Consider the following 25292-nt stretch of genomic DNA (forward strand, 5'->3'; position numbering starts at 1 on the left):
GTCGACCGGCAGGCTTCGATGCACCCATGCCCACCCGACCGAACGTGACCGGCCAGGACCGTGCCCCCGTGGCCGCGCGCCTGTGTCCCGTCGCGCTCGTCGGCGGCCCGCGATGTCGCAGGACGTCGTCCGGCGCCTGACGCGCCCGTCCCGCGGTCGTGCGCGGCGACCGGTCCTGCGACGACCGGTCCCGGAGCGCCGTGGACCGCACCGGTCGAGCGCCGTGCGCTCGCGCCGCGCCCTCGGATCGGCCGTGCTCGCCGGCCGTCCGCTGCCGCGCCCCTGCCGGACCTCGACGCTCGCCGCGAGCCTGCGTGCCCCGGCACGGCCCCGACGAGCGCCGGGCCGAGGCCGCCGTACGCAGCGGTCGCGGGCACTCCGGCGCCGCTGCCTCCCTCTGTCTCGCCTCAGCCATCCCTCTGCCCTGCCTCCCGAGAGGAGCTCTCATGAGCACCGCACCCGACCCGAGCACCGCACCCGACCCTGGCACCGCACCCGACCCGAGCACGGAGCCCGAGCAGGTCCCCGCCCCCGAGCAGGCGGCAGCACCCGTGCTCGTCGACCGGCGCGCGCAGAACAGGCGCCGCAACACCTGGATCGGTGCGGCAGCAGCCGGTGTCGCGGCCGCGGTCGTCGCCGGGGTCGTGCTCACGGCGACGCGCGGCGCCGAGCCGGCCGCGGCCGGTGACGACGCGGCGGGCGGGGCCACCTCCACGCTGACGGTCGGTCTGACGCTCGAGCCGACGAACCTCGACATCCGCACCACCTCGGGCGTCGCGCTCGACCAGGTGCTCATCGACAACGTCTACGAGGGCCTGCTGTCCCGGACCGCCGACGGCACGGTGGGCCCGGGGCTCGCCACCGAGTGGACCGTGTCCGAGGACGCCACCACGTACACCTTCACGCTCGCCGCGGGGGCGACGTTCTCCAACGGTGACGCGCTGACCTCGCAGGACGTGGTGTGGTCGCTCGACGACCTCGTCACGTCCGAAGGTGTCGACTCCGCCCTGCTCGCCCCGGTCGCGGACGTCACGGCGCCCGACGACACGACGGTCGTGATCACGCTCAACGCCCCTGATCCCGACCTGGAGTGGGCGCTGTCCGGCCGCGCCGGTCTCGTCCTGGACGCCGACGCGACCAACGACCGGCAGACCACGGCGATCGGTTCCGGGCCCTTCCTCCTGGACTCGTGGAAGCAGGGTGACTCGCTGACCCTCGTGGCGAACCCCGACTACTGGGGCTCCGCGCCCGCAGGTGTGGGGACCGTCGTCTTCCGCTACCTGACCGACACCAACGCGGCGATCAACGCGCTCGACTCCGGTGACCTCGACGTGCTCGCGCCCATCGACGCGATCCTCGCCGAGCAGGTGACCAGGGACGACGTCGAGCTGGTCGAGGGCGACGCGACCGACAAGTTCGTGCTCGCGTTCAACAACGCGGTCGCCCCGCTCGACGCCCTGCGGGTCCGCCAGGCCATCCGCTCCGCGATCGACCACCCCGCGCTCGTCGAGGCCCGCGGTGGCGTCGACGCCCTGCTCGGCGGTCCGATCGCCCCGGGAGATCCCGGGTACGAGGACCTCACCGACCTCTACCCGCACGACGTCGCCAAGGCGAAGGACCTGCTCGCCCAGGCCGGCTACGCCGACGGGCTCGACCTCACGCTCACGATCCCGTCGTTCTACGGCACGACGCTGGCCGACCTGCTCACCTCGCAGCTGGCCGAGGCGGGCATCACGCTGACCGTCGAGAGCGTGGAGTTCAGCACCTGGCTCGAGGACGTCTACACGAACAAGGACTACCAGCTGAGCATCGTCGACCACGCCGAGAGCCACGACTTCGCCAGCTGGGCCGACCCGACCTACTACTTCGCCTACGACAACGCCCAGGTCCAGGACCTCGTCGCCCAGGCGTCGGTGGCGACCTCGACGGATGCGGCTGACGACCTGCTCGCGCAGGCCGCGCGGATCGTCTCCCAGGACGCCGCCGCCGACTGGCTGACGAACTTCCGCACGCTGACCGCCGTGGCCGACTCCGTCCACGGGTTCCCCACCGACGCCATCAACTCCCGGCTCGACGTCACCGGCGTGACCGTGGACCAGGCCTGACCTGTGGCCCTCTACGTCCTGCGCCGGCTCGGGCTCTTCGTCCTCGGGCTGCTCGTCACCAGCGCGATCGTGTTCGGCGTGCTGCGCGTGCTGCCCGGGGACGTCGCCCAGGTCATCGGAGGCGTCAAGGCCACACCCGAGCAGATCGACGCGATCCGCGAGGCGTACGGACTGGACCAGCCCCTGCTCAGCCAGTACCTGCACTGGCTGGGCGGGCTGGTCCGGTTCGACCTCGGGGACTCGCTGCTCACGGGCACCCCCATCGGCTCCGAGCTCGCGGAGAAGCTGTCGGTGACCATCCCGCTGTGCGTGCTCGGCCTGAGCGTCGCGATCCTGCTCGGCGTCCCGCTCGGTGTCTGGTCCGGGCTGCGCCACCGGCGTGCCTCCGGGGTCGCCGTCAGTGCCGGCGCGCAGGCGGTCGCCGCGGTCCCCGTCCTGTGGGCGGGTCTGCTGCTGGTAGTGCTGCTCGGCAAGGGCGTCGGGCTCGTCCCCGTGCTGCCCAGCCAGGGGTTCCCCCGCGACGGCTGGGCGCAGCCCGGCGCCGCGCTGTCCGCCCTGATCCTGCCCGCCCTCACCATCGGCATCGTCGAGGGTGCCGTCATCCTGCGCTTCGTCCGCTCGGCGATCCTCGAGGCCCTCCCGCAGGAGTACATCCGGACGGCCGCCGCCAAGGGCCTGACCCGCACCCAGGCCGTCCTGCGGCACGGGCTGCCCAACGCCTCGCTCGCCGTGCTGTCCGTCATCGCCCTGCAGGCGGCCTCCCTGGTCACGGGCGCGGTCCTCGTCGAGGCGCTGTTCGCCCTGCCCGGCATGGGTCGCATGCTGGCCGACGACGTGGGCCAGCGGGACCTGGTCAAGGTGCAGAGCGAGGTCCTGCTGCTCACCGGGCTCGTCCTGCTCATCGGGCTCCTCGTCGACGTCACGCACCGCGTCATCGACCCCCGTCAGCGCAGGGCCGCCGCATGAGGCTCCTGCGCGCGCTCCTGCGCCGGCCCGGCGGCGCCTTCGGCCTCACGGTCGTGGTCGCCGTGCTCCTGGCCGCCGCGCTCTCGCTCGTGTGGACACCCCACCCGCTCCTGGCCGCCGACGCCTCCGCGGCCTGGCAGGGTCCCTCGCTCACCCACCTGCTCGGCACCGACCGGATCGGCCGCGACGTCGCCTCGTGGTTGCTCGCAGGCTCGCGCACCACGGTCGTCGTGGTCCTCGCATCCACGGTGGTCGCCGCGGCGATCGGGCTTCCGCTCGCCGCCCTGGGCGGCCTCCTGCCCCCACGCTGGGCGGAACCCGTCGTCGTGCTCGTCGACGTCCTCGTCGCGTTCCCCGTGCTGCTGCTCGCGATGCTCCTGGCGGCACCGTTCGGCGGCTCCCTGCTCGTCGTCGTCATCGCCGTCGGGTTCGGCACGGGGGTCAACGTCGCCCGGGTCACCCGCCCCGACGTGGTGCGCATCAACGCCTCCGACATCACCCTCGCCGCGAGGGCCGCAGGCGTCGGTGCCCTGGGTCGTCTGCGCCAGCACGTGCTGCCGGGCATCAGCCCCGTCCTCATCGTGCAGCTGTCCACCGCCGCGGGCACCGCCATCCTCGCCGAGGCGGGGCTGACGTACCTCGGCTACGGCGCACCGGCATCGACACCCTCCTGGGGGCGTTCGCTCGCCGACGCCCAGGCCTACGTCGGTGTCGCACCGCTGTCCGTCGTCTGGCCCGGGTTGACCATCGCCGTCACGGTGCTGGCGCTGAACCTGCTCGGCGACGCCCTGCGCGAGGTCACCGACCCCCGGCTCCGCCGTGGACGCGTCCCGGCCGAGGTGCCCGCACCCGGTGCGGAGCCGCCGCTCCTCGTGCCCGAAGGCGTCCTCGTGCCCGACCTGAGCCGACCCGAGCTGAGCAGACCCGACCTGAGCAGACCCGACCTGAGCAGACCCGACCTGAGCAGACCCGACCTGAGCAGACCACGGCGGACGGAGGTGACCCATGGCGCTCGAGGTGCGTGACCTCGTCGTGCAGATCGGCGGGCGCACGGTCGTCGACGGCGTCTCGTTCACGCTCGAGGCGGGGGAGCGGCTCGGCGTGATCGGCGAGTCCGGCTCCGGCAAGTCGCTGACCATGCTGGCCGTGCTCGGCCTGCTGCCCGACGGCGCCCGGGCCACCGGGAGCATCCGGTGGGAGAGACGCGAGCTCCTCGGGATCGACGAGCATGCGCTCGCCTCCGTCCGCGGGCGCGAGATCGGCATCGTCTTCCAGGAGCCGAGCACCGCCCTGGACCCGATCCGCACGGTCGGCAACCAGATCGCCGAACCGCTGCGCATCCACTACGGCCTGCCCCGGCGCGAGGCCCGGCAGCACGCCGTCCGGCTCGCCTCGAGCGTCGCGCTCCCGGACCCCGGACAGCTCGTGCGGCGCTACCCGCACCAGCTGTCCGGCGGCCAGCGACAGCGCGTCGCGATCGCCATGGCGTTGGCTGCCGGCCCGCGCCTGCTCATCGCGGACGAACCGACGACCGCGCTCGACGTCACGGTGCAGCGCGGTGTCATCGAGCTGTTCGACGAGCTCGTCGAGGCGTCCGGTCTCTCGTTGGTGTTCGTCACCCACGACATCGCGCTGCTCGCGCAGATGGGCGGCGACGCCCTGGTCATGGCGGACGGACGGGTCGTGGAGCGGGGACCGGTCGCGAGCCTGGTGCACGCGCCGACCCATCCCGTGGCCCGCGAGCTCGCACGGGCCGCCCTGGCCACGGGCTGGTCCCCGGCGGTGCACGCATGACCGCCCTGCTGACCGGCCGCGCCATCAGTCGCCGCTACCTGCTGCCGCGCACGAGCCTGCGCGGGCCCGCGCCCGTCCGGGAGGCCCTCGTGGGCGTCGACATCGACATCGACGAGCACGAGACCGTCGCGATCATCGGCGAGTCCGGCTCCGGCAAGTCGACGCTCGTGCGCATCCTGCTCGGCCTGGATGCGGCCACCTCGGGGCAGGTGCGCTTCGGCGGACGCGAGGTGACCCCCGGTCCGGCGTCCCGGACGCGGTGGCTGCGGCGTGAGACGGGCATCGTGCTGCAGGACCCGTACGCGTCCCTCGACCCGCGCCGCACCGTCGGGCACGCGGTCGGCCAGCCCTTGCGGGCCCTGCGGGTCCCGGGCGACCACGACCGCCAGGTCGCGCAGGTGCTCGAACGGGTCGGCCTGCACGCCTGGCGCGCCCGTCAGTACCCGCACGAGCTGTCCGGCGGTCAGCGGCAGCGGGTCGCGCTGGCTCGGGCGATCGTGCACGGTCCACGCCTGCTGGTCGGCGACGAGCCGTTGAGCGCGCTGGACGTCACGATCCGCGCGCAGGTGCTCGACCTCCTGCGCGAGCTGCACGAGGAGCGGGGCATGGGCGTGGTGCTCGTCAGCCACGACATCGGTCTCGTGCAGCACCTGGCCGCACGCGTGCACGTCCTGCACGACGGTCGCGTCGTCGAGCACGGCCCGGCCGAGACGGTCCTGACCGCCCCGGCAGCCGCCTACACCCGCGAGCTGCTCGCCGCGGTCCCACGGATCCCTGCACCCACGCCCTGAGCCGCACCCCTCCGCCCCCCGGCGGCTGAACGGAAGGAAGCACGATGGCACACGTACCCCTGGTCACCCGCGACGACCTCGACGAGGAAGGACGGCGCCGCTGGGACGCCGAGGTCGAACGATCGGGTGCCGACCCGACGCACATGAAGCGGGCCCTGCTCAACCACCTGCCGTCCTACGACACGCTGATGGACTGGTACCCGCTGTACGCGCAGGTCGAGCAGTTCACGGGTGCACGCGGCGCGGTCGTCTACTCGTTCGCGATCTCCACGGAGAACGAGTGCCTGCTGTGCACCACGTACTTCCGGCGGTCCTTGAAGAACCGGGGCGAGGACATCAACGGCCGCGACCTGGACCCTGTCGAGGAGGACCTGGCCGCGTTCGGCCGGTCGATCGCCTCGGCGCACCGGGCTGACCGGGCCTTGGTCGGGCGGCTGCGTGAGCGGTACGGCGCCGAGGGCCTGGTGGCGCTCGTCGGGTTCGGGATCCTCATGATCGGGAACAACATCGTCAACTCGTTCCTCGAGGTCGAGCTCGACCCGGGTCTGCGCGACCTGGCCGACGAGCTGGCCGCCCAGGCCGCCGCCGAGCTGGCCGAGCACGAGCGCACGCACGCCGTGCCGGCGCTCGTGCCGGCGATCGTGCCGGCGATCGTGCCGGCGATCGTGGTGGAGCCGGCGACCTCGGGAGCGTCGGCATGACCGCCGTCGACGCGACGACCCCGCCGTCGACCGCGCCCACCGAGGCCTCTTCCGCCCAAGCCCCGGTCACGGGCGCCGGGGTCACGCGCAAGGGCACCCCCCGGGAGGTGGCCGCGGGCCGCCACCTGTGGGGCCACTTCACGCGGCAGGACGCCTGGGACCGCGGCGAGGTGACGACCATCGTGAGGGCCGAGGGGGAGTACCTCTGGGACCAGAACGGCCACCGGTTGTTCGACGGCCTCTCGGGTCTGTTCGTCGTGCAGGTCGGTCACGGTCGCCACGAGCTCGCCGAGGCCGCGGCGAAGCAGGCGCGCGATCTGGCGTTCTTCCCGGTGTGGGGATACGCGCACACGCCCGGCATCGATCTCGCGGAGCGCCTGGCGGACTATGCGCCGGGAGACCTGAACCACGTCTTCTACACGACGGGCGGCAGCGAGGCGGTCGAGACGGCGTGGAAGCTCGCCAAGCAGTACTGGCAGCTGGTCGGCAAGCCCGGCAAGCGCAAGGTCCTCTCGCGTGACGGTGCCTACCACGGCACCACGCACGGCGCGCTGTCGCTGACCCGGATCGGCGGCTACCAGGCGCCGTACACCCCGCTCGTCGAGGGGGCCTCGCAGGTGCCCAACACGAACGCCTACCGGTCGCAGCCGCAGTTCTGGGACGACCAGGTCGCCTACGGACGGTGGGCCGCCGACGAGGTGGAGCGACAGATCCTCGCCGAGGGGCCGGACACGGTCGCCGCGCTCTTCGTCGAGCCGGTCCAGAACTCCGGCGGCTGCTTCGTCCCTCCGCCGGGGTACTTCGCGCGGGTCCGGGAGATCTGCGACCGGTACGACGTGCTGCTGGTCTCGGACGAGGTGATCTGCGCGTACGGGCGCACGGGCGGCATCTTCGCCTCCGCGGACCTCGGCTACGTGCCCGACATCATCACCTCGTCCAAGGGCCTGACCTCGGGCTACTCGCCGATCGGGGCCGTGCTGGTCTCCGATCGCGTCTACGAGCCGTACCGCAGGGGGGAGGCGGTCTTCACCCACGGCTACACGTTCGGCGGGCACCCGGTGTCGTCCGCCGTGGCGTTGGCGAACCTGGACATCCTCGAGCGCGAGGGCCTGGTGGACCGGGTCCGCACGCTCGGGCCGGCCTTCAAGGCGACGCTCGAGCGTCTGTACGACATCCCGATCGTCGGCGACGTACGGGGCGCCGGCTACTTCCTCGGCCTCGAGCTGACCCGCGACCCGGCGACCCGGGAGCGCTTCACGGAGAAGGAGTCCGACCGGCTGCGGGCCTTCCTCAACCCGGCGCTCTACGAGGCGGGCCTGTACTGCCGTGCCGACGACCGCGGCGACGTGGTCATCCAGCTCGCCCCGCCGCTCACCTCGGGCCAGGCCGAGTTCGACCTCATCGAGTCGATCCTGCGTGACGTGCTGGTCCGGGCGGCGAGCCGCCTCTGACGTCGGTGGTGGAGGCAGGGCCGGCGAGGCGCCAGGAAGGTCGCGCCTCGCCGGCCGCCGATCAGTCCTCGGTGAGGTCGTCGCCGTGCCTGAGGAGCAGGCGGTCGAGGAGGTGATCGAGCTGCCCGCGCTCGCCCTCGTCGAGGGGCGCGAGCAGGTCGCGCTGCGCCTCGGCGACCTCCGCATCCAGTCGTGCGAGGAGGGTCAGCCCGGCGTCGGTCGACGTGATGACGTTGCGCCGGCGGTCCGTGGGGTCGCCTGCGCGGTCGAGCAGCTCCCGACGCAGGAGCGCGGTCACGGCGTCGACCACGTCGGCGCGGTCGAGGCCCGCGCGGTCGGCCAGCTGCGCCTGGCTGCTCGGGCCCGCCTCGGCGAGCGCGGCGAGCAGCCGGTACTGGCGCCCGGTGACGCCCTCGGCCCCGAGCCGGGCGGCTACGAGGTCGTGCGCGCGCCGGTTGACGAGGCCGAGCCGCCAGCTCGTGAGGTGTCGTACCCGCTCCGGGGCGCCGAGTGGGGCATCGCTGTGCACGCGCCCAGGGTAGCCGACATCGTTGGTGCCGCCAACGAATGATACTGTTGGTGACACCAACGAAAGGAGCACTCATGTCCGTCGAGACCACAGCGTTCGGGACGCGCTTGATCGGTCAGGCGGAACGCACGCTCAGCGCCATCCTTGAGCGGCTCCTGGAGGGGACGGGCGTCAACCAGTCGCAGTGGGTCGTGCTGGCCGCCCTGCTGACCGGACCGCCCGTGACGGGGGCCGAGGTCGTCCCCGTGCTCGCCTCGACCGTCAAGGTGAGACCCGCCGAGGCGCAGGCCGTGCTCGACCACCTGCTGCTCAACGGACTGGTCGCGGACGTGCGGCCGGATCGCCCCGTCGTCGTCACGGAGCGGGGGAGCGAGCTGTTCGCCTCCGTCGGGCGGCGGACAGCGGAGATCACCGGCCGGCTGTGGTCGGACCTCGCACCCGAGGACCGCTCGGCCGCGGCGCGCGTGCTCGATCTCACGGTGCGCCGGGGAGCCGCGGAGCTCGCTGCCCTCGGCTGAACGCACCGCGTCCTGCGGGTTCGCGGTCCCCGGGGCTGGGCGACCGACGGGCGTCCCCGGGGACCGTCGCGTCAGTCGCCCAGCCCGGTGCCCACCTGGCGTGCGGCCGCGATCCACGCGTGGTCGGTCGGCACGAGCTTGACCTTGCCCGCGACCTCGGACAGGGGCACGGGCACGGTGCCCTCGCCGCGCGCGGCGACCATGAAGCCGAACTCCTTGCGTGCCACCAGGTCGGCCGCGGCCGCGCCGAGCCTGGTCGCCAGGAGCCGGTCGGCCGCGCAGGGCGTCCCGCCGCGCTGCACGTACCCGAGGATGGTCACGCGCGACTCCAGGCCGGTCGCGGCCTCGAGCTCGCGTGCGAGGCGGAAGGTGTGCTCGCGCTGCTGGTCCTCGACGTGGGCGAGGTGCGCCTTGGCGGCGCGGACGGCCTCGGGCGACTTCGCGGACTTCACCAGGAGGGTCGCGGCCTCGTAGTCGGCGGCGTCGTTGACGTCGCGCGCACCCTCGGCGACGGCCACGACGCTGAACGTGCTGCCTCGGGCCGTGCGCGCCTTGATCGTCGCGGCGACGCTCTCGACCGTGTAGGCGATCTCCGGGATGAGGATGATGTCGGCCCCGCCGGCGATCCCGGCGGCGAGCGTGAGCCACCCGGCGCGGTGCCCCATGATCTCCGTGAGGATGATCCGGTGGTGGCTGTGGGCCGTGGAGTGCACGCGGTCGATCGCGTCGGTGGCGATCTCGGTGGCGGTGGCGAAGCCGAACGTGGTGTCGGTCATCGCGATGTCGTTGTCGATCGTCTTGGGCAGGTGGATCACGTTGAGCCCGGCGTTGACCAGGCGCATCGCGTTCTTCGCGGTACCGCCGCCGCCGAGCATGATGAGCGCGTCGAGGCCCTCGCGCTCGTAGTTCTCCACGACGACGGGCACCATGTCGCGCGCCTCGCCGTCGACCTGGTAGCGGTGCACCTTGTCCCGGCTGGTGCCCAGGATCGTGCCGCCGACGGTGAGGATCCCGGACAGCGCCTTGCCGTCCAGCTGCTCGTACCGGTTCTCGACCAGGCCTGTGACGCCGTCGCGGAACCCGATGAGCTCCATGCCGTAGTGGCCGATCGCGGTCTTGCCGAAGCCGCGGATCGCTGCGTTCAGGCCGGGGCTGTCGCCGCCGGCGGTGAGGATGCCGACCCGGGTGGGCCTCGTCGTGGATGCCATGCCTGCTCGTCTCCTCGTGGTGGACCGTCGGCGTGGTGACCGTCGGCCAAGTGTGCGGCAAGTCTGCGGAGAGCGCGGTGGGGGGCACAAGGCCCGTGCGCCGCGTGTCGCGTGCTGCGTCGGGTGCGGCGCTCAGGTGCCGACGAGTGTGCGCAGGTGCGCGGCCGCAGCGGTCACCGCCGCCGGCCGCATGCCGTCGCGCAGCCGTCGGGCGACGATCTCCTCGAGGCGGGCCACCGGGCTGCCGCCGTGGTCGGCGACCAGGTACGCGCCCAGCAGCCGTCGTACGACGTCGGTCGGGACGGGGCTGCTCGCGACGTCGCCGGAGTCCGCGGCGATCCCGGCCACGACGACCTCGGCGAGCACCATGGCCGTCTGGGTGACGTCCAGGTCTCGGTGGCCGACCGCGCCCGACGCCCAGTCGATGACGACCGGGCCGCGGTCGGCGAGCAGGACGTTGGCCGGGTGCAGGTCGAGGTGCAGGACGCAGTCGCCCTGGAGGGTGCCGGGTGGCACCGGGAGGCGGTGCAGGCGACGGTGCAGGTCGGCGAGCGTGAGCGCGGCGTCGTCGACATCGACCTGGCCGCTGACGAGCGCCTCCAGCAGCGTCGGCCCCTCGACCCGCTCGAGGAGCATCCCGCCGGGAGCGCCCGCGACGAGGTGGGGGACCGGGTACCCGTGCGCGGCCACGTGGCGGTGCAGGGCGACCTCGGCGCTCGTGTCGCGCCGGTCGAGGTAGCGGCGCAGGACGAGACCGCCACCGGCGTCGAGGATCTCGGCCTCCCGACCACGTGCGATGACGTTCACGCAGGTCAGTGTAGGTGCCGTCACACCGGCATGATAACGGAAACAAGCGCCTGGAGAGGGCGCAGACAACGACACAAACAGCCAAGACCAGCAGGGGAGAGGAAGGGCGTGCCGCCGTTCTCGGGGCCGGGGACGGCAGAGGGGCGTCTGCCGGACCCGACGGTTCAGCAGACGCCCCTCGTGGGTGCGGTCACCAGGCGGCGCGAGGATCGCGCCAGTCCGGCTGCCACCCGCCGCGGCGCCCACGGCCGCGCCGCCATGCCGGCCTGCCACCGGGGGAGTCGGACGAGCGAGCGGTTGCGGGATCGGACCAGGGTGCTCCTCCGCGCTCCGGGCCGCGATCGGCAGCACGGCCCATGTCGAACCCGCCGTCGACCTCGGGCTCACGGCCCGGTCCGCCGAACCGTCCGCGACCCCGGCCGCCAAAGGGCCCTCGAGGTCCACCACGAGGACCGCCCGGGCCGAACGGGCCGAGGTCGTCGAACGGTCCGCCGTGCTCGGGGCCATGACCGGGGTGGTGGCCGGGTCCAGCCAGGTGACCGTCCTCCTCTTCGATCCGTGCGATCACCAGGTCGAGCAGGCGGGCCAGCTCGGCACGCTCCTGCGCGGTGAGGGCCTCCAGAGGATCGGACTCCGCACGGGTGTGCGCGGTCCGTGCCTCGGCCGCGGCCTCGACGCCGGCCGGGGTGAGCTCGACGGTCATGGTGCGGCGGTCGCTCGGATCGGTCGCGCGCTGCACGAGCCCGGCGCGCTCGAGCTTGGTGAGCAGCTCGCCGAGCGACTGCGGCCGCACGCCGAGCAGGAAGGCCAGCTCGCGCTGACTCATCCGGTGGCGCAGCTCGAGCAGGGCGAGGACCCGGCCCTGGCCGCGGTGGAGCCCGCGCCCGCCAGCCGGGCCGGGCCGCCGTTCGTGCCGGGCGAGCAGGCGGGCCAGGCGGAACACCTTGCCGTGCAGGGGTTCCTCGGAGGGCAGGGGGTGGGTGCCCGTGGGCTCAGGCGTGCCGGGCTCACCGGGCACCTCGGGCTCACGGGGGGTGTCGTCGTCGGGGGAGTCGTGCGTGGATGTCTCGTGCGGGGTCATGGGTCTCCTCATGGATGGGAGCACCTTCGATATGAAGGTACCTGTCGAGTAGTACAACAGGTACCTTCAGATCGTGCAAGCCTGCGTCAGTCCGACGTACCCGCTCCCGCACGGCGACGCGTCACCACGAGAGCGGCACCGGCCAGCAGCAGCACGGCCGCCACGGCCAGGACGGGAGCGGCGGTCGCACCCGTCACAGCGAGTGAGCGGGGTGCGGCGAGCACGTTCGTCAGGACCACATGGGACGAGCGCCCGGCCGCGGTGAGCGTCACGGCGGCCGAGCCGGCCCCGTCGGCCTCGACCCGGTAGCGGCCGGCCGGAAGCCCCGCCTGCACGAGCACCCCGTCGACCAGCGAGACCGGGACCACCAGGTCGTCGGCGGTCCCGAACAGGTCGTCAGGACCGGCCCAGCGGAGCGAGGCAGCTCCGTTCAGCGGCTCGCCGCTCGGCGTGCTCACCTGCAGGCGGGCGATCGCGTCCCCGACCAGACCGACCTGCGCCTGCGCCGAGCCCGACACGGGGACCAGGACGAGCGCTGCGGCGTCGGCCGCCCCCTCGGAGTCCCAGGTCACCGCGAGCGCGGACGGTCGACTCACGACGACCGAGTACGTCCCCGCCGCCAGGCCCCCGAACGCGAAGCCGCCGCTCGCGTCGGTGCTCGCACGCGCCACGAGGCTCGCCGTCGCGGCACCACGCAGTCCGGTCGCCACCCCGCCGGCCCGGCTGCCACGGCCTCCCGCGAGGTCGACCCGGTACAGCTCGACGGTGACGGCACCGAGGCCGACCTCGGAGGGGCCGGACTGCCGGCCGTCCCGGTCCAGGTCGAGCCACACGGTCCCGGTGACCTGCTGGGTGCCCGAGGAGGCCGGAGTCGTCGTCGCCGTGACGCTCGGCGAGACGCCGACCGTGGGCTCGACGGTGGGCTCGACGGTCGGTTCCACGGTCGGTTCCACGGTCGGCTCGACGGTCGGCTCGACGGTCGGCTCGACGGTCGGCTCGACGGTCGGCTCGACAGTGGGCTCGACAGTGGGCTCCGCGGTCGGCGTGGTTCCGGTCGCGGTCTGGTCCTCCGTCACGAGTGCCTCGTCGGCGCCGGTGTAGACCAGCGTGGCGAGCTGCGTGGAGTCGGGGTCCCCGGACGCGCCCTGCTCCTGCAGGTCGGCGATGATCGAGTCGCGGGCGACCCCGGCCTCGCGCTGGAGGTTGTAGAACTCGGCCGCGGTCATCTGAGCAGCGGGGCCGGTGCACTCCGCCGGGAGCGCGCCGGTGGTGTTGAGGCCCCGGTAGTTGCCGAAGGGCGGGATCACGTCGCCCCAGTCCTTCGCGTGCGTCGCGTAGTAGCCGCCGGTGGCGACGAACGTTCCGCCGGCGTGACCGTCATGGCCGCTGCTGTTGCCTCCGCCGACACCGTTGTTGCCGGTCACGGCACTCTGCGCCACCGTGATCCGGCGGTACGGGTTGGTGACCGCCCGGGTTCGGTGGCACAGCGTCACCGGATCGCTCGCGCCGTTGCCGGCCGCCACGGCGGGCAGACCGGTGGACAGCAGTCCGAGCGTGAGCAGGCACAGCGCCGCAGCCAACGTGCCACGTCGAGCGCGCATGGATCCCCCTGGGTGTTCGGGGCACCGATGGTGCCTCTCCGGCCCACGATCGGCCGGGGTCTGGGTGCCTTTGAGCGTTCTGCGGGGTGATCCGGCCGTTCGTCCAGGAGTCGCGGGTGGTGGCACCCACCGCGATGACGATGAAGGAGTCAGTCTCGGGCCCGTGGATGTGCGTGCTCGTCCTCGGGGTATGAAGGAGGGCCGCCCCGACGTGTCGGTGACGGCCCTCTGAACTGCTCACGTGCTGGTGGGCGATACTGGGATCGAACCAGTGACCTCTTCCGTGTCAGGGAAGCGCGCTACCGCTGCGCCAATCGCCCGGGGTACTGCTGGGGGTGATGCGAGGTGGAGATGGGATTCGAACCCACGTGTACGGCTTTGCAGGCCGCTGCCTCGCCTCTCGGCCACTCCACCCTGAGACCTCAGTCCTCAGCGACGTCTTGCGACACCGATCAGGAGTCTGCCTCCGAGCGGACGACGGGATTCGAACCCGCGACCCTCACCTTGGCAAGGTGATGCTCTACCACTGAGCCACGTCCGCACTGCACGTTCCCCGGTTCTCACCGGCGTTCCGTGTGCGTCCCAGACTCTAATCGGGATTCGCGGCGGAAGTCCAACTGAGGTCCGACAGCCGCGTGATCTCGGGGATCGTCGCCCGCTCGGAGCTCCACGGTGCCCCGAGCCGTCCTCTGTAGCGTTGCCCCGTGCCCGAGACGACCCCTGCCGAGCGTGCGACCGCCTGGTTCGACGGCGTCGAGGCTCACGGGGTCGTCGAGTGCATCGACGTGCGGCGTGCGCCCGAGCGGTTGCGCGCGGCCGGGTGGTGGGTCGTCCAGGGCGACTTCGAGGGGCGGGTGCGGGCCTGGCGGTTCGCCGACGTGCGGCGCACGGGCAGCGACGTCCCTGTGACGACCGGTCCCTGGCGGGGTCCGACGCCCGGCTCGTGGAGGTCCTCGCTCGACGAGCACGCCTACGTGACGGCCGTGCAGCGTGTCCGCGAACGCGTCAGGGACGGGGACGTGTACCAGGCGAACCTCTGCCGGGTCATGGAGGCTCCTCTGGCGGTCGACGAGGCCGGTGCGGGCCGGTTGGCGGCTGAGGAGCCGGATGCGCGCGCGCTCGGCCGCGTGCTCGCTGCCGGCAACCCGGCGCCGTATGCCGGTGGCGTGCACGTGCCCGCCGGAGCGGGTGTGGATCCGGTGTGGGTCGTCTCGGCGTCGCCGGAGCTGTTCCTGCGCGTGGAGGGCGACTTGGTGACCTCGGGGCCGATCAAGGGCACGGCGGCGTCGACCGGCGGTCTGACGGACAAGGATCGCGCGGAGAACGTGATGATCACCGACCTGGTCCGCAACGACCTGCAGCACGTGTCCTTGCCGGGGTCGGTCGAGGTGACGGATCTGCTGGGTGTCGAACGTCACCCGGGCCTGGTGCACCTGGTCTCGACCGTGCAGGGACGTCTGGTACCCGAGGTGGCCGACGACCCCGCGGGGTGGTCGCGGCTGCTCGAGGCGACCTATCCGCCGGGGTCCGTCTCGGGTGCGCCGAAGTCGTCCGCCCTGGAGGTGATCGCCGAGCTGGAGCCGGTGCCGCGAGGTCCCTACTGCGGGGCGTTCGGGTGGGTCGAGGTCGACGAGGACGGGTCGACCAGGGCCGAGCTGGCGGTGGCGATCCGCACGTTCTGGTGGGAGCGCGTGGGGGTGCGCCCTGAGGGTGTGCTGCGCTTCGGTACGGGTGCGGGCATCACGTGGGGGAGCGACCCGCGGGCGGAGTGGCGCGAGACCGAGCTGAAGGCGTCCAGGCTCGTCGCGTTGGCCTCTGCGCAGGTTCCTGCTCCCGACGACGGGGATGCCAGACTGGCGCGGTGAGCGCGACGAGCACGGTGATCTGGTCCGACGGGCGGCTGCGGGGCGCGGACGAACCCCTGGTGAGCGGGATCGACCACGGACTGACGGTCGGTGACGGGGTCTTCGAGACGTGCGCCGTGTACGACGGGACGCCTTTCGCACTCACGCGTCACCTGCGCCGGCTGCGGCGCTCGGCGGCGGGTCTGGGGCTGCCGGAGCCGGACGAGGACGAGATCCGCGCAGCTGCGGCGGCGGTGCTCGCGGCGGCCGGGCCGGGCGCGGGCCGCCTGCGCATCACGTACACCGGGGGTCCCGGTCCGCTCGGCTCGTACCGCTTCGCCCCGCAGGAGCAGCGTCCGACGCTGATCGTGCTCGCCGGACCGGCGGCTCGGGCGCACGCCTCCCGTGCGGTGCGTGTGCCGTGGGTGCGCAACGAGCGTTCGGCGGTGGCGGGTCTGAAGACGACGTCGTACGCCGAGAACGTGGTGGCGCTCGCTCGGGCGTTGGAGCTGGGCGCGGACGAGGCGGTCCTGGCGAACACGGTCGGCGACCTGTGCGAGGGCACGGGCTCGAACGTCGTGGTCGAACGTGACGGCGAGCTGCTCACGCCCGCGCTGAGCAGCGGGTGCCTGGCGGGCATCACGCGCGAGCTGCTGCTGGAGTGGTCGGCCGAGGCGGGCGAGCCGGTGCGCGAGGTGGGGCCGGGCGAGCTGCCGTACGCGGTGCTCGAGGAGGTGCTGGCCGGTCGTGCGCACCTGACGCTGTGCGGGTCGATCCGCAACATCTCGCCGGTGGTGGCGCTGGACGGTGTCGAGCTGTCCGCCGGGCCGGTGTCGCTGCGAGCGCAGGCGATGTTCCAGGAGCGGGTGGCCGACCGTCTCGATCCCTGAACCGACCGGTGCACATGACGAAGGACCGGCCGCAGCAGCGGAACCGGTCCTTCGTTCGAGTGCGGCCCTGGGGCCGGGTTGTCGTCAGGCGGTGAGAAGCGCGGCGATCAGCGCCGTGATCTCGCTCTCCATCCGGTCGCTCTCTGTGCCGTGGGGCACGAGCCGCTCCGTCGCGGCGAGGAACCGAACCAGGGGCTCGGTCGGTGCGGCGAGCAGCGCGCTGCCCTCCACGCCGCTCAGCGACACGAGCGTGAACTCAGGATCCTCGTCACGCCACACCTGCACGTCTCCCGTTCCTGCGGGGGACTCGGCGTCCGTGTGGAGCCCCTGCGCGAGCAGCTCGCGCCCGAGGAGCCAGGTGGACATCGTGTGCGGCCCCGTGAAGACCGCGCGCACCGTGTAAGGGTCGGAGGTCCGGAAGGAGAACTCGGTGGTGACCGGTACGACGCTCGCGTCGGAGCCGATCAGCTGCATGGCGACGACCTCGACGACGTCGGCAGGCGTCTGCGTCATCGGGTCCTCCTTGTCATGGTGGGCTGGTGTTCTCATCATGGCAGGCCAGGTGCCCGATGTGACCGGTACGTCGCCGGAGTTCACCCGGTGGGCCCTGTGGTGAATATCTCGATCGGGCCCCAGTGAACACCAGATGGCCACCTCGCGGGGGCCGTTTCGGAAACTGGGCCCACGTTGGGTAGCATCCTCGTACGACGTCACCCACGGGTGGCGATCGGGCGATTGGCTCAGTGGTAGAGCGCCTCGTTCACACCGAGGAGGTCACTGGTTCGAACCCAGTATCGCCCACCGACACGAAGGGTCGGCCCGAGAACGGGCCGGCCCTTCGTCGTGTCCGGTGCGGTCGCGGGAATGCCTCGGCCCGCTTCGTGCTTGACCGGAGCGGTCTCGGGCGTCCGAGCGGGGAGCCACCGCCGCAGGGGTGCGCCCCGGTAGCATCGAGACGCCCGCCGACCGGCGGTTTCCCATGAAGGAGGCAGTTCCTGTGCCCGAGCTCATCACCCTCACCGTCGACGGCGTCGCGACCACGGTGGAGCCGGGGACGACGGGCACCGACCTGTACTCCTCGCGCAAGGACGTCGTGGTCGTCCGCGTCGACGGCGAGCTGCGCGACCTGCACCTGCCGCTGGCGGACGGTGCCGTGGTCGAGGCCGTGACCGTCGACTCCCCGGACGGCCTGGCGGTGCTGCGCCACTCGACCGCGCACGTGCTCGCGCAGGCCGTGCAGGAGGTCAACCCGAAGGCGCGTCTGGGCATCGGCCCGCCGATCACCGACGGCTTCTACTACGACTTCGACGTCGAGACCCCGTTCACCCCCGAGGACCTCAAGGCCGTCGAGAAGGTCATGGGGCGCATCGTCAAGGAGGGGCAGACCTTCCGACGCTGGGACGTCACCGAGGCCGAGGCACGTGACGTGCTGGCGGCCGAGCCGTACAAGCTCGAGCTCATCGGGCTCAAGGGCGACGCCGGGTCCGAGGACGGCGCATCCGTCGAGGTCGGTCTGGGCGGGCTGTCGATCTACCAGAACGTGCGCGGCGCGGGCCGGGAGAGCGAGCAGGTCGTCTGGCAGGACCTGTGCCGCGGCCCGCACCTGCCCTCGACGCGGCTCATCGGCAACGGCTTCCAGCTGACCCGTTCGGCCGCCGCCTACTGGCGGGGGAGCGAGAAGAACCCGCAGCTGCAGCGCGTGTACGGGACGGCGTGGCCGAGCAAGGACGAGCTCAAGGCGTACCTGGACCGGATCGCCGAGGCCGAGCGCCGCGACCACCGACGGCTGGGCAACGAGCTCGACCTGTTCTCCTTCCCGGAGGAGATCGGCTCGGGGCTGGCGGTGTTCCACCCCAAGGGCGGCATCATCCGCATGGAGATGGAGCAGTACTCGCGTCAGCGGCACCTGGAGTCCGGGTACTCGTTCGTCAACACCCCGCACATCACCAAGGAGCAGCTGTTCCAGATCTCGGGGCACCTCGACTGGTACGCGGAGGGCATGTACCCCCCGATGCAGCTGGACGAGGAGCGCGACGCCGACGGGCACGTGCGTCGGGTCGGGCAGAACTACTACCTCAAGCCCATGAACTGCCCGATGCACAACCTGATCTTCGCCTCGCGCGGTCGTTCGTACCGCGAGCTGCCGTTGCGGCTGTTCGAGTTCGGGACGGTCTACCGCTACGAGAAGTCGGGTGTGGTGCACGGCATGACCCGTGCGCGCGGGTTCACCCAGGACGACGCGCACATCTACTGCACGCGTGAGCAGATGAAGGACGAGCTGACCGGCCTGCTCACCTTCGTGCTCGACCTGCTCAAGGACTACGGGCTCGACGACTTCTACCTGGAGCTGTCGACCAAGAACCCCGAGAAGTCGGTCGGCTCGGACGAGGTGTGGGAGGAGGCCACCGAGACGCTGCGTCAGGTCGCCGAGGCCTCCGGCTTGGACCTCGTGCCGGACCCGGGCGGCGCCGCGTTCTACGGCCCCAAGATCTCGGTGCAGGCCAAGGACGCGATCGGGCGCACCTGGCAGATGTCGACCATCCAGCTCGACTTCAACCTGCCCGAGCGGTTCGAGCTCGAGTACACCGCGCCCGACGGCAGCCGTCAGCGCCCGGTGATGATCCACCGTGCACTGTTCGGCTCGATCGAGCGGTTCTTCGCGGTGCTCACCGAGCACTACGCCGGTGCGTTCCCCGCGTGGCTCGCGCCCGTGCAGGTGCTGGCCGTGCCCGTCGCCGAGCCGTTCGAGCCGTACCTGCAGGAGGTCGTGGACCGGCTCCGGTCGCAGGGCATCCGCGCCGAGGTCGACCGCTCCGACGACAGGTTCGGCAAGAAGATCCGCAACGCCAGCACGCAGAAGATCCCGTTCGTGCTCATCGCCGGCGGCGAGGACGCCGACGCCGGGGCCGTCTCGTTCCGGTACCGCGACGGTCGCCAGGACAACGGCGTGCCGGTGGACGAGGCCGTCGAGCGCATCGTGACCGCGGTGCGCGCGCGCGCCCAGGTCTGAGCGTGAACGGCGTCGAGCCGGCCGGCTTCGAGTCAGACGACGTCGAGCCGGCCGGCACGTTCCCCGGCGAGCCCGACGGGTTCGAGCGGCTGTGGACCCCCCACCGCATGGCATACATCGGCGGGGAGAACAAGCCGACCGACGCCTCGGCCGGTCCCGGCTGCCCGTTCTGCCGGGTGGTGACGCTCTCCGACGAGGACGGCCTGGTCGTCGCGCGCGGGACGAGCGCGTTCGTGCTGCTCAACCTGTACCCGTACAACTCCGGCCACCTCATGGTGTGCCCCTACCGGCACGTCGCCGACTACACCGAGCTGACCGCGCAGGAGACCGTCGAGGTCGCCGACCTCACCCGGACCGCGATGCGCGTGCTGCGCGCCACCCACGGACCGCAAGGCTTCAACCTGGGCATGAACCAGGGGCAGGTGGCCGGGGCGGGCATCGCCGCGCACCTGCACCAGCACGTCGTGCCGCGCTGGGGCGGCGACTCCAACTTCCTGCCGATCGTGGCGCGCACCCGCGCGCTGCCCGAGCTGCTCGCCGACACCCGGGCGCGGCTCGCCGCAGCCTGGCCGGCGCCCGCGTCGAGCCCCGTCACCGAAGGGACCTCCGAGCAGTGCTGAACCGTCTGCGCGGGTTCATGACCCGTGTGTTCACGCCCGTCGCCGATGCGCTGCTCAAGGCGGGGGTCTCGCCCGACGCGGTGACCATCACCGGCACGCTCGTCGTCGTCGTCACCGCGCTGTGGGCGTTCCCGACCGGGCACCTGCTCGTGGGGACGCTCGTCATCGCGTTCTTCGCGCTCACCGACTCTCTCGACGGCGTGATGGCCCGCCGTGCGGGACGCTCCGGGCCGTGGGGTGCCTACCTCGACTCGACGCTCGACCGGTTCGGTGACGCGGCGATCTTCTCCGGGCTGGTCCTGTGGTTCTTCGGGCGAGGCGACGACGAGGTCGCAGCCGTCCTGGCTCTGGCCTGCCTCGTGCTCGGATCCGTCGTGCCCTACGCCCGTGCACGGGCCGAAGGCCTCGGGATGACCGCGTCCGGCGGGATCGCCGAGCGGGCCGACCGTCTCTTCGCGGTCCTGACCGCGACCGCGATCGTGGGCGTCGGCGCCCCGGCGATCGTGCTCACCGTGGTGCTCGGACTGCTGGCGGTGGCCTCGGCCGTGACGGTCGTGCAGCGCATGGCACGGGTCCGGGCGCAGACGACGGCGGGGGACTCCTGATGGACGTCGCCCGCGCGTACGCGATCGCCTGGAAGGTTGCCGGTCGTGTGCCCGGCCCGGTGCTGCGCGGCGTGACGAACCTCGCCGCGGACGTCACCTGGGCGCGGCGCACCTCCGGCGTGCGTCGGCTCGAGGCCAACATCGCCCGTGTCCGCCCCGACCTGACCGGTCGAGCTCTGCGCCGGACCACCAGGGCCGGCATGCGCTCGTACATGCGCTACTTCGGCGAGACCTTCGCGCTGTCCTCCTGGAGCCCGGAGCAGATCGCCGCCCGTGTGCGGGCGACCGGCGTGGAGAACCTTCAGCCCGAGCTCGACGCGGGCCGGACCGTCCTGCTCGCCCTGGGGCACACCGGCAACTGGGACCTCGCAGGCGCCTGGGCCACCGTGCACCTCGCCCCGGTCACCACCGTCGCCGAACGCCTCGAGCCCGAGGAGCTCTTCCAGGAGTTCCTCGCCTTCCGTGAGGGCTTCGGCGTGCGGATCCTGCCGCTCACCGGCGGCGGCGACGTCTTCCGGGAGCTGGTGCGCACCGCACGCGGTGGTCCCGGGCTGCTGCCGCTGCTCGCCGACCGGGACCTGACGGCGCGAGGAGTCGAGGTCGACCTCGCTGGCCGACGTGCCCGCGTCGCGGCCGGGCCGGCCTCCCTCGCCGTGACCACGGGTGCACGCCTGGTCACCACCCTCGTCCGCTACGAGCGGCTGCACGGCGCACGGCGGCGGGCGGCGCGCAGCCCGTGGGGCGTGGTGCTCGAGTTCGGCGAGCCGATCCCCGTGCCCACCGACCTGCCGCGGGCCGAGCAGGTCCGCGTCGTCACGCAGAGCTGGGTCGACCACTTCGTGGAGGGCGTGCGCCGCTACCCGCAGGACTGGCACATGCTGCAGCGCGTGTTCGTCGAGGACCTCGACACCGAGCGGTACGCGGCCACGCTCGCCGCGCAGGCGCCCACCGGCCGGCGCGCCCTTGAGGCCACGAGCGACCAGGTGCACGCCGAGGAGGGCACCGGATGAGCGGGCGGCCCCCGCAGCGTCCGCTGCGGATCGGCATCGTGTGCCCCTACTCCTTCGACGTGCCCGGCGGCGTGCAGTTCCACGTGCGCGACCTGGCCGAGGCGCTCATGGCACGGGGGCACACGGTCTCGGTGCTGGCCCCCGCAGACGAGGACACCCCCGTGCCGCCGTACATGACGGCCGCCGGGCGTGCGGTTCCGGTCCGCTACAACGGCTCGGTGGCACGTCTGACCTTCGGGCCGGTGACGGCTGCACGGGTGCGCAAGTGGCTGAGCGCCGGTCGGTTCGACGTGCTGCACCTGCACGAGCCGGTCACCCCGAGCCTGAGCATGCTCGCGCTGTGGATCGCCGAGGGTCCGGTCGTCGCGACGTTCCACACCTCGCAGGAACGCTCGCGGTCGCTGCAGGTCGCCTACCCGCTCGTGCGGCAGTCGTTGGAGAAGATCTCGGCGCGCATCGCCGTCTCCGAGGACGCCCGACGCACGCTCGTCGAGCACCTGGGTGGTGACGCGGTCGTGATCCCCAACGGTGTCTACGTCGACACGTTCGCCTCCGCGGTCCCCGATCCCCGGTGGACGGGCACCGCCGAGGCGCCGACGGTCGCGTTCCTGGGGCGCATCGACGAGGCGCGCAAGGGTCTTCCCGTGCTGCTCGGTGCCGTGCGGGAGGTGCTCGCCACCCACCCCGGCACGCGTTTCCTCGTCGCCGGCCGCGGTGAGACGGGGCCCGAGGAGGCCCGCGAGCTGCTCGGCGACGCCGCCGACGCCGTCGAGTTCCTCGGAGGTGTCTCCGACGAGGACAAGGCCCGCCTGCTCGCGTCCGTCGACGTGTACGTCGCACCGCAGACCGGCGGCGAGAGCTTCGGCATCGTGCTCGTCGAGGCCATGAGCGCCGGCGCGGCAGTCGTCGCGAGCGACCTCGGTGCGTTCTCCCGGGTGCTCGACGACGGCACGGCCGGCGTCCTGTTCCGCACGGGCGACAGCGCCGCCCTGGCCGACACGCTCGTGCGCGTGCTGGACGATCCCGAGCTGCGCCGGACGGTCGTGGCCCGGGCGCGCGAGGTCGTGCGTCGCTACGACTGGTCGACCGTCACCGACCAGGTGCTCACCGTCTACGAGATGGCCGTGGCAGGCAGGGACGCGCCCGTCGGCGAGGACCCGTCCTCGTTGCGGGGCGCCCGGCTGCTCGACCTGCGCCGCGGACGAGGTGAGGACCGATGAGCTGGGAGGAGACCTCCGTGCTGGCCGCAGCGGCCGTCACTCTCGTGCTCTGGTCGGTGTGGGTCGCCGCATCACGGCTCGACCGGTTGCACCGCAAGGTCGGTGCCTCGCGCGCCGTCATCGACGCCCAGCTGCTGCGCCGGGCCACGGTGTCCGCCGAGCTCGCGTCCTCGGGCCTGCTCGACCCGCCGAGCGCCGTGATCGTCGGGGAGGCGGCCCGCGCCGCGTTGCAGGCCGGGGGCTCGGCTGCCGCCGAGGGGCCGACCGTGCCGCAGGAGCTCGGGGCGTTGCTCGCCGCCGGTCCCGGTGCGGTCGTGGGTACCCAGTCGCCGACCGAGGCGCGTGGGGCGGAGCACTCGGAGGGGGCCAGGCCCGTTCCGTGGACCAGCGCGGGCCGGCGGGCTCAGGCAGGTGAGCGTGGCCGGGTGGAGAGCGAGCTGACCGACGCCCTGCGTGCGGTGCTCGACTGCGAGGACGAGATCGTCGACCTGCGGGCCGACCCGAGCGGTGCCGAGCTGCTCGACGAGCTGAGCGCCGCCTGGTACCGGGTGCAGCTGTCGCGACGGTTCCACAACGAGGCCGTCGCCCAGACGCAGCGGGTCCGGCGGGGTCGGCTCGTCCGTCTGCTGCGCCTGGCGGGGCACGCGCCGGAGCCCGCCACGCTCGAGCTGGACGACGAGTGGCCCGCGGCCCTGGGGCGCCCGGGTGGCGGTCTACGATGAGCCGGTCGACGGCGCCGTGTGCCGTCAGGAGTTCGTGCCGGTCGTGGCGCCGCCGTCGTCCCGGAGAGCTTGTCCCTGACCCTGACCGAACCATCGCGATCTGTGAGGCATCGACGTGACCAGCGAGAACAGCCAGCCCACCACCGACACGCAGCAGGGCGGTGCGGTCGGCACGGCCCGCGTCAAGCGCGGCATGGCGGAGATGCTGAAGGGCGGCGTCATCATGGACGTCGTCACGGCCGAGCAGGCGAAGATCGCCGAGGACGCCGGAGCGGTCGCCGTCATGGCGCTCGAGCGCGTTCCGGCGGACATCCGCGCGCAGGGTGGCGTGGCACGCATGAGTGACCCGGACCTGATCGACGGCATCATCGAGGCCGTCTCGATCCCGGTGATGGCCAAGGCGCGCATCGGCCACTTCGTCGAGGCCCAGGTGCTGCAGAGCCTCGGTGTCGACTACATCGACGAGTCCGAGGTGCTCACACCGGCGGACTACGCGCACCACATCGACAAGTGGGCGTTCACCGTGCCCTTCGTCTGCGGTGCGACGAACCTGGGCGAGGCGCTGCGCCGCATCACCGAGGGCGCGGCGATGATCCGCTCCAAGGGCGAGGCCGGTACGGGTGACGTGTCGAACGCGACCACGCACATGCGCACGCTGCGCGACGAGATCCGTCGTCTGACGTCCCTGCCCGAGGACGAGCTGTTCCTCGCGGCCAAGGAGCTGCAGGCGCCGTACGAGCTCGTCAAGGAGGTCGCGACCGCCGGCAAGCTGCCGGTCGTGCTCTTCACCGCCGGTGGCATCGCGACCCCGGCCGACGCGGCCATGATGATGCAGCTCGGGGCCGAGGGCGTGTTCGTCGGCTCGGGCATCTTCAAGTCGGGTAACCCGGCCGAGCGCGCCGCCGCGATCGTCAAGGCGACGACGTTCTTCGACGACGCCGACGTGATCGCGAAGGTCTCCCGCGGTCTCGGCGCGGCGATGGTCGGCATCAACGTCGACGACGTCCCCGTGCCGCACCGCCTGGCCGAGCGCGGTTGGTGACACCGCACGCCGACGAGGGTGCGACGGGTCTGCCCGCCGCACCCTCGGGCGTGCCGTCCGCGCGCCGTGGCGGGCCACCGCCGGCCGCCCTGCAGGCCGATGGCGGCGGGCCGGTGCACGGGCTCTCGACCGAGTGGCGCACGGGACCCGACGGCATGCGGTTCCGTGCCGCGGCGCGGGTCATCCTGCTCGACGAGCAGGACCGGCTCCTGCTGATCCGCGGTCACGACATCGACCAGCCGAGCAGGTCGTGGTGGTTCACGGTCGGCGGAGGCATCGACGAGGGCGAGTCCTCGCGAGACGCGGCGGTGCGTGAGCTGCACGAGGAGACCGGCATCCGGTTGTCCGCCGAGGCCCTGCAGGGTCCGGTGTTCACGCGGTCGGCGATCTTCGACTTCTGGGCGCAGGAGTGCCGCCAGGACGAGGAGATGTACCTGGGGCGCGTGCACTCGGCGGACGTGGGGGAGTTCAGCCGCGAGGGCTGGACGCAGATCGAGCACGACCTGCTGGACGAGCTCGGCTGGTGGACCCTCGACGATCTCGAGCGGCTCGAGCAGCAGACCGAGGTGTTCCCGGCCGGGCTGGCGGGTCTGGTTCGCGGGCTGCTCCCGGTCTGGGACGGCACGACGCGACACCTGGGCCTGGGCCGGGACTGAGAGCGTCGGGACTGAGGACCCTGTCAGGGGTGCACGACCGGGTGATCCTGGTCGCGCCTGGGCCGGGTGCCGTGCTCGCGCGGACAGTCGTTACTTGTCGGTAACACAGGCGTCATCGGCG

The 25292-nt window shown here is 72.6% G+C and carries 24 protein-coding genes and 4 tRNA genes; 19 read left to right on the forward strand and 9 right to left on the reverse strand.

What is annotated here, in order from left to right:
* Positions 1-446 precede the first annotated feature (446 nt).
* From BKA22_RS16440 to BKA22_RS16470, 7 genes are read left to right on the forward strand one after another with little or no spacing between them, the layout of a single operon-like run.
* Entirely contained in the window at positions 447-2105 is a 1659-nt protein-coding gene (locus BKA22_RS16440) for an ABC transporter substrate-binding protein (RefSeq protein ID WP_146951814.1), read from the forward strand.
* A gap of 3 nt (positions 2106-2108) precedes the next feature.
* Positions 2109-3071: an ABC transporter permease gene (locus BKA22_RS16445; protein ID WP_146951815.1), complete on the forward strand. Its 963-nt coding sequence runs from the start codon at positions 2109-2111 to the stop codon at positions 3069-3071.
* Positions 3068-4096 carry an ABC transporter permease gene (locus BKA22_RS16450; protein WP_218866701.1) on the forward strand — a complete coding sequence of 343 codons (1029 nt, stop codon included), beginning with the start codon at positions 3068-3070 and terminating at the stop codon, positions 4094-4096. Before BKA22_RS16445 ends, BKA22_RS16450 begins: the two co-directional genes overlap by 4 nt.
* Entirely contained in the window at positions 4077-4865 is a 789-nt protein-coding gene (locus BKA22_RS16455; protein ID WP_146951816.1) for an ABC transporter ATP-binding protein, read from the forward strand. Before BKA22_RS16450 ends, BKA22_RS16455 begins: the two co-directional genes overlap by 20 nt.
* Positions 4862-5656, forward strand: a complete 795-nt coding sequence (locus tag BKA22_RS16460) for an ABC transporter ATP-binding protein (RefSeq protein ID WP_146951817.1) — start codon at positions 4862-4864, stop codon at positions 5654-5656. The genes BKA22_RS16455 and BKA22_RS16460 overlap by 4 nt, the downstream gene beginning before the upstream one ends.
* 44 nt (positions 5657-5700) lie before the next feature.
* Positions 5701-6357 carry a carboxymuconolactone decarboxylase family protein gene (locus tag BKA22_RS16465; RefSeq protein WP_146951818.1) on the forward strand — a complete coding sequence of 219 codons (657 nt, stop codon included), beginning with the start codon at positions 5701-5703 and terminating at the stop codon, positions 6355-6357.
* Entirely contained in the window at positions 6354-7808 is a 1455-nt protein-coding gene (locus tag BKA22_RS16470) for an aspartate aminotransferase family protein (protein WP_146951819.1), read from the forward strand. Before BKA22_RS16465 ends, BKA22_RS16470 begins: the two co-directional genes overlap by 4 nt.
* Positions 7809-7869: 61 nt before the next feature.
* On the opposite strand, the gene BKA22_RS16475 is transcribed toward BKA22_RS16470, so the two are convergent.
* Positions 7870-8337: a MarR family winged helix-turn-helix transcriptional regulator gene (locus tag BKA22_RS16475; RefSeq protein WP_179561832.1), complete on the reverse strand. Its 468-nt coding sequence runs from the start codon at positions 8335-8337 to the stop codon at positions 7870-7872.
* Positions 8338-8411: 74 nt separating this feature from the next.
* Between BKA22_RS16475 and BKA22_RS16480 the strand changes: the two genes are divergently transcribed.
* Positions 8412-8855, forward strand: coding sequence for a MarR family winged helix-turn-helix transcriptional regulator (locus tag BKA22_RS16480; protein ID WP_146951821.1), 444 nt, complete (start codon positions 8412-8414; stop codon positions 8853-8855).
* 71 nt (positions 8856-8926) lie between these two features.
* Here BKA22_RS16480 and BKA22_RS16485 read toward each other — a convergent pair whose 3' ends face one another.
* The 7 genes from BKA22_RS16485 to BKA22_RS16515 form a co-directional block, all read right to left on the reverse strand.
* The gene (locus BKA22_RS16485; RefSeq protein WP_146951822.1) at positions 8927-10063 is read right to left on the reverse strand and encodes a 6-phosphofructokinase; all 1137 of its coding nucleotides are present in this window, start codon (positions 10061-10063) and stop codon (positions 8927-8929) included.
* A 132-nt stretch (positions 10064-10195) separates the two neighbouring features.
* Positions 10196-10870, reverse strand: a complete 675-nt coding sequence (locus BKA22_RS16490; protein WP_179561833.1) for a phosphotransferase — start codon at positions 10868-10870, stop codon at positions 10196-10198.
* Between the two features lie 190 nt (positions 10871-11060).
* Positions 11061-11951 carry a MarR family winged helix-turn-helix transcriptional regulator gene (locus BKA22_RS16495; RefSeq protein WP_179561834.1) on the reverse strand — a complete coding sequence of 297 codons (891 nt, stop codon included), beginning with the start codon at positions 11949-11951 and terminating at the stop codon, positions 11061-11063.
* 86 nt (positions 11952-12037) lie between these two features.
* Positions 12038-13552, reverse strand: coding sequence for an SdrD B-like domain-containing protein (locus BKA22_RS16500; protein WP_179561835.1), 1515 nt, complete (start codon positions 13550-13552; stop codon positions 12038-12040).
* Positions 13553-13797: 245 nt separating this feature from the next.
* Positions 13798-13872: transfer RNA gene (locus tag BKA22_RS16505), tRNA-Val, on the reverse strand.
* Between the two features lie 23 nt (positions 13873-13895).
* Positions 13896-13966: transfer RNA gene (locus tag BKA22_RS16510), tRNA-Cys, on the reverse strand.
* Positions 13967-14021: 55 nt separating this feature from the next.
* Positions 14022-14093 (reverse strand) — tRNA-Gly (locus tag BKA22_RS16515).
* A 163-nt stretch (positions 14094-14256) separates the two neighbouring features.
* On the opposite strand from BKA22_RS16515, the gene BKA22_RS16520 reads away from it, so the two are divergent.
* A complete protein-coding gene (locus BKA22_RS16520) occupies positions 14257-15417 on the forward strand; it encodes a chorismate-binding protein (RefSeq protein ID WP_146951825.1) in 1161 nt (386 codons plus the stop codon).
* On the forward strand, positions 15414-16286 hold the full coding sequence (locus BKA22_RS16525; RefSeq protein WP_223203434.1) for an aminotransferase class IV: 873 nt from the start codon (positions 15414-15416) through the stop codon (positions 16284-16286). Before BKA22_RS16520 ends, BKA22_RS16525 begins: the two co-directional genes overlap by 4 nt.
* Before the next feature lie 84 nt (positions 16287-16370).
* Here BKA22_RS16525 and BKA22_RS16530 read toward each other — a convergent pair whose 3' ends face one another.
* The gene (locus tag BKA22_RS16530; protein WP_146951826.1) at positions 16371-16799 is read right to left on the reverse strand and encodes an SsgA family sporulation/cell division regulator; all 429 of its coding nucleotides are present in this window, start codon (positions 16797-16799) and stop codon (positions 16371-16373) included.
* 216 nt (positions 16800-17015) lie between these two features.
* Between BKA22_RS16530 and BKA22_RS16535 the strand changes: the two genes are divergently transcribed.
* The 9 genes from BKA22_RS16535 (at position 17016) to BKA22_RS16575 (ending at position 25171) form a co-directional block, all read left to right on the forward strand.
* Positions 17016-17087 (forward strand) — tRNA-Val (locus tag BKA22_RS16535).
* A gap of 178 nt (positions 17088-17265) precedes the next feature.
* Positions 17266-19296, forward strand: coding sequence for a threonine--tRNA ligase (thrS, locus tag BKA22_RS16540; protein WP_146951827.1), 2031 nt, complete (start codon positions 17266-17268; stop codon positions 19294-19296).
* A gap of 2 nt (positions 19297-19298) precedes the next feature.
* Positions 19299-19916 (forward strand): HIT family protein, encoded by a 618-nt coding sequence (locus BKA22_RS16545; RefSeq protein WP_223203435.1) that lies wholly within the window; start codon positions 19299-19301, stop codon positions 19914-19916.
* Positions 19910-20521: a phosphatidylinositol phosphate synthase gene (pgsA, locus tag BKA22_RS16550; RefSeq protein WP_146951828.1), complete on the forward strand. Its 612-nt coding sequence runs from the start codon at positions 19910-19912 to the stop codon at positions 20519-20521. Before BKA22_RS16545 ends, pgsA begins: the two co-directional genes overlap by 7 nt.
* Complete coding sequence (locus BKA22_RS16555; protein WP_146951829.1) at positions 20521-21531, forward strand: phosphatidylinositol mannoside acyltransferase; 1011 nt, start codon at positions 20521-20523, stop codon at positions 21529-21531. The genes pgsA and BKA22_RS16555 overlap by 1 nt, the downstream gene beginning before the upstream one ends.
* Before the next feature lie 23 nt (positions 21532-21554).
* On the forward strand, positions 21555-22751 hold the full coding sequence (locus BKA22_RS16560; RefSeq protein ID WP_179561912.1) for a glycosyltransferase family 4 protein: 1197 nt from the start codon (positions 21555-21557) through the stop codon (positions 22749-22751).
* Positions 22748-23473, forward strand: a complete 726-nt coding sequence (locus BKA22_RS16565) for a LemA family protein (protein WP_146951831.1) — start codon at positions 22748-22750, stop codon at positions 23471-23473. The genes BKA22_RS16560 and BKA22_RS16565 overlap by 4 nt, the downstream gene beginning before the upstream one ends.
* A gap of 115 nt (positions 23474-23588) precedes the next feature.
* Positions 23589-24515, forward strand: a complete 927-nt coding sequence (gene pdxS / locus BKA22_RS16570) for a pyridoxal 5'-phosphate synthase lyase subunit PdxS (protein WP_179561836.1) — start codon at positions 23589-23591, stop codon at positions 24513-24515.
* Positions 24512-25171, forward strand: a complete 660-nt coding sequence (locus BKA22_RS16575; protein WP_223203436.1) for an NUDIX hydrolase — start codon at positions 24512-24514, stop codon at positions 25169-25171. Before pdxS ends, BKA22_RS16575 begins: the two co-directional genes overlap by 4 nt.
* Positions 25172-25292: the final 121 nt, after the last annotated feature.

Origin of the sequence: Cellulomonas soli (genome assembly GCF_013409305.1) — a bacterium.
Lineage (GTDB): Bacteria > Actinomycetota > Actinomycetes > Actinomycetales > Cellulomonadaceae > Cellulomonas > Cellulomonas soli.